General features: G+C 63.3%; 2 protein-coding genes and 2 pseudogenes. All 4 read left to right on the top strand.

Going from position 1 to position 8,149, the window contains the following annotated elements:
- Window positions 1-9: 9 nt before the first annotated feature.
- Window positions 10-1,218 (top strand): amino acid adenylation domain-containing protein (locus tag ASF84_RS29465; RefSeq protein WP_442963033.1); only part of this gene is annotated, 1,209 nt, incomplete at its 3' end.
- 1 nt (window position 1,219) lies between these two features.
- A pseudogene (locus ASF84_RS29650) lies at window positions 1,220-1,651 on the top strand (phosphopantetheine-binding protein); the annotation flags it as partial.
- Window position 1,652: 1 nt separating this feature from the next.
- Window positions 1,653-6,476 (top strand): non-ribosomal peptide synthetase, encoded by a 4,824-nt coding sequence (locus ASF84_RS07840; RefSeq protein WP_056836965.1) that lies wholly within the window; start codon window positions 1,653-1,655, stop codon window positions 6,474-6,476.
- A gap of 18 nt (window positions 6,477-6,494) precedes the next feature.
- Window positions 6,495-8,149 (top strand): annotated as a pseudogene (locus tag ASF84_RS07845) (amino acid adenylation domain-containing protein); the annotation flags it as partial.

Genomic DNA, 8,149 nt, shown 5'->3' on the forward strand with positions numbered 1-8,149 from the left:
CCGGTCGCCGTGCTGCACCCCGAACATGCGGCGTACTGCATCTACACCTCGGGCTCCACCGGCACGCCCAAGGGGGTGGCGGTGCGGCACCAGGCCCTGGYCAATTTCCTGTTCAGCATGGCCGAAAGGCCGGGGCTGACGGCCGCTGACCGGGTGCTGGCCCTGACCTCCCTGTCCTTCGACATCGCCGGCCTGGAACTGTACCTGCCGCTGCTGGTGGGCGCCTCCGTGGTGCTGCTGGCCGATGGCGAGAACCAGGATCCCCAGGCCTTGCTGGGGCTGATCGAGCAGCAGGCGGTCACCACCGTCCAGGCGACRCCGTCGACCTGGCGRATGCTGCTTGATGCCGCCRCGCCGGGGCAGTTGCGCCACTGCCGTTTGCTCAGCGGTGGCGAGGCCCTGGCGCCTGACCTGGCCAGCCGCCTGCTGGAGCGCAGCGAGCAGGTGTGGAACCTGTACGGGCCGACGGAAACSACCATCTGGTCGGGCCTGCACTGCCTGGACCGGCAGTCGCCGGTGCCGTTGCTGGGCCGGCCGATCGCCAATACCCGGYTGCACATCGTCGAGCCTGGGTTGTGCGCGGCAGCGCCGGGTGTGGCGGGCGAACTATTGATCGGCGGCGACGGTCTGGCCCGGGGTTACCTGCATCGCCCTGATCTGACGGCCGAGCGCTTTGTGCCGGACTCGTTTGACGCCAGCGAGCAGGGTGGCGGTCGGCTGTACCGCAGCGGCGACCTGGCGCGGTACCGCGCCGACGGGGTGMTCGAGTACCTCAGCCGTGTCGACCATCAGGTCAAGATTCGCGGCTTTCGTATCGARCTGGGCGAGATCGAGGCGCGGTTACTGGCGCACGAGGCGGTGCGCGAGGCGGTGGTCATCGATGTCGAGGGGCCGGGCGGGCKGCAGTTGGCGGCCTATGGAGATCGAGGCGCGGTTACTGGCGCACGAGGCGGTGCGCGAGGCGGTGGTCATCGATGTCGAGGGGCCGGGCGGGCKGCAGTTGGCGGCCTATGTGGTGGCCATGGCCGGCGAGGGGGATGCACAGCAGCACGTCCAATTGCGCGGCGAACTGCGAGAGCAGCTCAGAAAGAGTCTGCCGGACTACATGGTGCCGGCGCACCTGTTGTTTCTGGACCGGCTGCCGCTGACGCCCAACGGCAAGCTGGACCGCAAGGCCTTGCCGCCACCGGATGGCCGCCAGCAGCAACACACGCATGTNCTCAAGAGCAGCCTGCCGGACTACATGGTGCCGGCGCACCTGTTGTTTCTGGACCGGCTGCCGCTGACGCCCAACGGCAAGCTGGACCGCAAGGCCTTGCCGCCACCGGATGGCCGCCAGCAGCAACACACGCATGTRCCACCGTGCACGGAGCTTGAGCAACAGATCGCGGCGATCTGGGCGGATGTGCTCAAGGTCGGGCCGGTGGGGCTGACGGATAATTTCTTCGAGCTGGGCGGGCACTCGTTGCTGGCGGCCCAGGCCATTTCCCGGATCAATGCACAGCTTCGGATCGACGCGCCTTTGCGTCTGCTCTTTGAGTATCCGGCCTTGGCTGAATTCATCGGCGTTCTGGACAGCCAGGGGCTCTCCCTGCGTGAAAGCGATCTGACGGATATCGAAAAAATGATGAATGAAATGGCAGGGGCTTGAGATGGAACGGACTACCGCTGAACGGATTGCCAAACGCTTCGTCTCGCTGCCTCTGGAGCAACGCAAGCAGATCCTCGACAAGATGCACGAGTCCGGGCAGAGCTTCAGGTTGTTGCCCATCGTGCCGACGCGCCAGGACGTGGCGCGCATTCCTCTGTCTTATGCTCAGCAACGCTTGCTGTTTCTCTGGCAAATGGAGCCTGAGGGTACGTTCTACAACGTACCGACCGCAGTACGCTTGAATGGCCATCTTGACGATCAGGCCATGTCGCAGGCACTTGAGTTGCTGGTGCAGCGTCATGAAACCCTGCGCACCCGTTTTGCTTCGACGGACGGCGAGTTCTACCAGGAAATTCAGGCGCATTCCCCCGTGGTTCTGGACATCGTCTCACTCGATGAACGCCCCGATGAGGCGGCGCTACAGGCCTTGGTGAGTGAGGAACTTGCCAGGCCTTTCGATCTGGTCGAAGGTCCTTTGCTGCGCGTCAAGCTGCTGCATCTGGGCGAAGCCGAGCATCTGCTGACCCTGTGCATGCACCACATCGTGTCCGATGGTTGGTCGGGTGAACTGTTCGTGGCCGAGTTTGTGCGCCTGTATACGGCGTTGATAGAAGACCGCGATGCAGGACTGCCGGCGCTGCCCATCCAGTACGCGGATTACGCGATCTGGCAGCGCAGTTGGCTGGAGGCCGGCGAAGGCGACAGGCAGCTTGCCTACTGGAAGACGCAACTGGGTGAGGACCATCCGGTGCTTGATCTGCCGCTGGATCATGACCGGCCAGCCAGCCCCAGCTACCGCGGTGCGGTTGTAGCCGCCGACATTCCTCAGGCGTTGGCCGCCGAGTTGCGGGCACTGGCGCGTAAAGACGGCAACACCCTGTTCATGCTGGTGTTGGCGGCGGTGTCTGTCGTGCTGTCGCGTTACAGCGGGCAGGCGGATATTCGTATCGGTGCACCCAACGCCAGCCGCAACCGGACAGAGCTTGAAGGTCTGATCGGCTTTTTCATCAACACACAGGTGCTGCGCATCCAGGTCGATGAGCGCGCCACGTTCGCGGAACTGATCAGCCAGGTCCGGGACGTGGTTGCCGGCGCGCAATCTCATCAGGATCTGCCGTTCGAGCAACTGGTCGATGCACTATTGCCCGAGCGTAACCTGGGCCATAACCCGCTGTTCCAGTTCAAGATCAACCAGAATGTGTTGAGCCGTGCCGACGGCAGCAACCGTCTGGGCGGTGTTACCGTCGAGGCCTTTGCGCTGGGTGATGGCGACGCACGTTTTGACCTGGCGTTTGACTTCACCGACACCCCTGAGGGTATCGAGGCGGCATTCACCTACGCGACCGATCTGTTCGATGCGCCTGTCATCGAACGCATGGCCGCCTCGTTGCAGTCGACATTGCAAGCATTGGTGCGTACGCCGAGGGCTCGCCTGCTCGATTGTCCCGAGCCTGTCGGCATCCCTGTTGAGCCCCTCTCGCAGTCATTTGCGTGCAGCAACTTTCTCGAACTGTGGCAGCGCAGCCTGGCGCAAGCGGGGCAGCGTGACGCGCTGCAAACCGGTGAGAAACGCATCAGCTATCAGGCGCTGGAGCAAGAGTCCAACCGGTTGGCGCATTATCTTCAGGCTTCCGGGATAGGCGTCGGCAGCGTGGTTGCGCTGTGCCAGGCGCGCAGCATCGAGTGGGTCACGGCCATGCTCGCAGTGCTCAAGGCCGGTGGCGTGTATTTGCCGCTGGATAACCAGCAGCCTGTCGAGCGTGTACAGCAGTTGCTGCATGACAGCGGGGCGGCCGTTCTGCTTCATGAGGCGGATGACACTCGCTTCACCCGCCTGCAAGGCATCAAGGTGCAAGCCTGGGATGCGCAGGTATGGGCCGGGCAGAGCGACCAATCGCTGGAGCAGTCTTTCGCTCCCGAGCAGCCGGCCTACCTGATTTACACCTCAGGCTCCACTGGCCAGCCCAAGGGTGTGCAGGTCAGCCATAAAGCATTGGCCAATTATGTGCAGGCCGTACTTGATCGCTTGCAACTGACGCCCGAAGGCAGCATGGCCATGGTGTCCACCGTGGCTGCGGACCTGGGGCATACCATGCTGTTCGGTGCGCTGGCATCCGCGCGCTTGCTGCATCTTTTGCCCCAGGAACTGGCCTTCGACCCTGATGCCTTTGCGGCCTGCATGGCCGAGCATCAGGTGGCCGTTCTCAAGCTGGTGCCCAGCCACCTGCAAGGGCTGTTGCAAGCGGCCAGGCCTGCCGATGTGTTGCCGGGTCAATTGCTGATACTGGGCGGTGAAAGCTGCTCGTGGGAATTGGTGGAACAGGTCCGGCAACTACGCCCGGGCTGTCGGATTATCAACCACTATGGCCCCACCGAAACCACTGTCGGTGTGCTGACTCACGAAGTCGGGCAACGCTTGGGTGGCACTCGCAGCGCACCGGTGGGAACACCGCTTGCCAATGCATGTGCCCACATTCTCGATCCCTGGCTCAATACGGTGGCACAGCAGGTTGCAGGCGAACTGTACCTGGGCGGGCAAGGACTCGCGCAGGGATACAGAGGACGGGCAGCGCTGACCGCCGAGCGTTTCATTCCTGCCGAGGATGGCCAGCGGTTGTATCGCACCGGCGACCGTGCGCGCACTGGACGCGATGGTTTGATCGAATTTATCGGCCGCGCCGATGATCAGGTGAAGATTCGTGGTTACCGGGTCGAGCCCGGAGAAGTCAGCCAGTGCTTGCTGCAGCTGGAGGCGGTCAAGGAAGCGGTTGTCCTGGCCCTGCCTCTGGAAGGCGATCCTTCGCGTCTGCAACTGGTGGCCTGGTGCTCGGTCGCTGACGGTGTCAGCGTCGTGCAGTTGCAGCAGCGTCTGCAAGAGCACTTGCCGGACTATATGGTCCCGGCGCAGATCGTGCTGCTGGATCGCCTGCCGCTGACCGCCAACGGCAAGCTGGACAAGCGTGCCTTGCCCTGGCCGGGCGTGGTCGCGCGCGGCTTTGTAGCGCCAGAGGGTGATACCGAGCAGAAGCTGGCGGATATCTGGGCTCAGGTACTCAAGCGCGAGCACATCGGTACCACCGATAACTTCTTTGAACTGGGCGGCGACTCGATTCTGAGCCTGCAGATCATCGCCAGGGCCAAGCGCCAGGGCATCAAGCTGACGCCCAAGCAAGTGTTCGAGCAGCAGACCATCGGGCAACTGGCCAAGGTGGCCAAACCGGTCGAAGCCAGATCTGCTGTGGCCAAGCCTGTCAGCCAGGTTGAAAGTCGTACACCTCTGGTTGTCCTGAGCCCGGAACAACTTGGCCAGTTGCCTGTGCCTGCGGCAGACATCGAAGACATCTACCCGCTTTCGCCCATGCAGCAGGGCATGCTGTTTCACAGCCTGCTGGACCAGCAGGCAGGTCACTACATCAATCAGTTGCGTGTGGACGTGCAAGGGCTGGATGTCGAGCGCTTCAAGGCCGCCTGGCTAAGTGCGATCAGCCGACATGAAGTGCTTCGGGCAAGCTTTGTCGAGGTGGATGGCCGGCCTCTTCAAGTCATTCGTAAACAGATTGAGGCGCCCTGCGTTGTGCTGGATTGGCGTGGCGAGGTGCAGTCGTCGCAAAAGCTGGACGACTGGGCGCTTGAGGATCGCCGCAAGGGCTTCGACCTGGCGCGTGATCCCATCGTGCGGCTGGCCTTGATCCGCACGGGTGAAAATACGCATCACCTGATTCACACCACGCATCACATTCTGCTCGATGGCTGGAGCAACTCGCAGTTGATGGGCGAAATACTGCAACGCTATACCGGGCATGTCCTCGCACCCATCGCCAGCCGTTATCGTGATTACATCGAATGGCTGGGTAAACAGGATAGCGTGGCCAGTGAGCAGTTCTGGAAAGAGCAACTGTCAGGTCTTGATGAGCCCACGCGGTTGGCACAGTCGATCCGGCAGGGTGATCGCATGGCTGAGACGGGGTACGGGTATCACCGTTTTTCGCTGGACAAGCAGCAGACAGAACGGCTGAGCCACTTTGCCCAGTGTCAGCGAGTGACGCTCAATACCCTGGTGCAAGCGGCCTGGATCATTTTGCTGCAGCGCTACACCGGCCAGGACCGGGTGGTTTGCGGCGTGACAGTCTCAGGCCGCCCTGGCGAGCTTGAGGGGGTCGAGCAGCAACTGGGCTTGTTTATCAATACATTGCCGCTGGTCGCCCAGCCGCTGCCATGGCTGAGCGTGGGGCAGTGGCTGCAGTCGCTTCAGGCGCAGAACCTGGCGCTGCGCGAGCATGAATATACGCCCCTGTATGACGTGCAGCGCTGGGCCGGAAAGAGTGGCGAGGCGTTGTTCGATACCTTGCTGATGTTTGATAACTACCCGGTTTCCGAGGCACTTGAAAAAGGCGCCGCCCATGACCTGGTATTTGAAAACATGAATGAGCATGGGCAGACCAGCTATGGACTGGTGGTGGCGGCCGATGTCAGCGACGTGCTGTCGCTTGGCTTGAGTTATGCCAAGGCTGAATTCTCTGACAGTACAGTGCAGCAACTGGCACTCGGGCTTGAACAGTTACTGCCCGCACTGAGTCGTGAGCCCCACAAGCGCCTGGGCGAACTGGCGTTGCTCAGCGCTGATCAACAGCAGCAGATCGTCCGCGCATGGAACCCCACCGAGGCCCGCTACCCGACCGGGCAGTGCCTGCAYCAACTGATCGAACAGCAAGTGGCCAGGACGCCACAGGCCACGGCCCTGGTGCTTGGCGAGCAGTCGCTGAGCTATGCCGAGCTGAACCGGCGGGCCAACCGCCTGGCTCATAGACTTCGCCCAGGTCGCTGAGCAGACCGCGCGAGTGGNCAACTGATCGAACAGCAAGTGGCCAGGACGCCACAGGCCACGGCCCTGGTGCTTGGCGAGCAGTCGCTGAGCTATGCCGAGCTGAACCGGCGGGCCAACCGCCTGGCGCACAAGCTGCGCGAGCTGGGCGTCGGCCCGGATGGGTTGGTGGGCCTGGCCGTCGAGCGCAGTCTGGAGATGGTGGTGGGGCTGCTGGCGATCCTCAAGGCGGGCGGCGCCTATGTGCCGCTGGACCCGGAGTACCCGCAGGAGCGCCTGGCGTACATGGTGCAAGACAGCGGCATCCGTTTGTTGCTGACCCAGGCGCATCTGCAAGGGCAACTGCCGGTGGCGCCAGGCGTGCAGRCGCTGATCCTGGCCGACGGCCCGCACGGGCTGGCCGAGTACAGCGATGCCAACCCGGTCAACAGCACCCGGCCTGAACACCTGGCCTATGTGATCTACACCTCGGGCTCGACCGGCAAGCCCAAGGGCACACTGTTGGCGCATCACAATGTGGTGCGCCTGTTCCAGGCCACCGACGATGATTTCCACTTCGACAGTCACGACGTCTGGACGGTGTTCCACTCCTATGCCTTCGATTTCTCGGTGTGGGAGCTGTATGGCGCGCTGGTGTACGGCGGCAAGGCCGTCATCGTTCCCAAGGCGGTGGCGCGTTCGCCGCAAGGCCTGCATGCGCTGTTGTGCCGCGAGCAGGTGACCGTGCTGAACCAGACGCCGTCRGCGTTCCGGCAGTTGATCCCGGTGGCCTGCGCCAGCGATGCTGCATTGGCYTTGCGCTATGTGGTCTTTGGTGGCGAGGCGCTGGACGTGGCCAGCCTGGCGCCCTGGTTCGAGCGTTTTGGCGATCAACAGCCACAACTGATCAACATGTACGGCATCACTGAAACCACGGTGCATGTGACGCATCGGCCGTTGTCCAGGGCCGACCTGCAACAGGCGTCGGTCAGCCCGATCGGCCAGGTGATTGCCGACCTGTCCTGGTACGTGCTGGACRATCAGCTGGAYCCGGCCATCCCGGGGGTGCAGGGCGAGTTGCATATCGGCGGCGCAGGCCTGGCGCGGGGTTACCACCAGCGGCCGGCCTTGACGGCGGAACGCTTTATTCCCGACCCGTTCGACCGCAGCGAGCAAGGCGGCAGCCGGTTGTACCGCAGTGGTGACCTGGGCCGCAGCCGTGTTGGCGGCGTGGTGGAGTACGCCGGGCGCATYGATCATCAGGTGAAGATTCGCGGTTTCCGCATCGAACTGGGCGAAATCGAGACGCGGATCAAGGCGCACCCGGCAGTCCGCGAGGCGGTGGTGCTGGATGTGGCGGGGCCGCTGGGCAGGCAACTGGTGGCCTGGCTGGTGCCGGTATCACGTCCGGCGGATGACGCTGGAGAGGCGGCCTTGCGTGAGGGCCTGCGCGAAGCATTGAAGGCGGCGATGCCGGACTACATGGTGCCGACGTACTTCGTGGTGCTGGACCACTTGCCCCTGACAGCCAACGGCAAGCTGGACCGCAAGGCCTTGCCGCCACCGGATGGCCGCCAGCAGCAACATAGGTATGTGGCGCCGCAGACCGAGCTGGAGCAGCAGGTGGCAGCGATCTGGGCCGARGTGCTTCAGGTCGAGCGGGTYGGCCTGGCCGATAACTTCTTCGAASTGGGCGG

This window comes from Pseudomonas sp. Leaf127 (assembly GCF_001423155.1).
In the GTDB taxonomy this organism is placed as follows: domain Bacteria; phylum Pseudomonadota; class Gammaproteobacteria; order Pseudomonadales; family Pseudomonadaceae; genus Aquipseudomonas; species Aquipseudomonas ovata.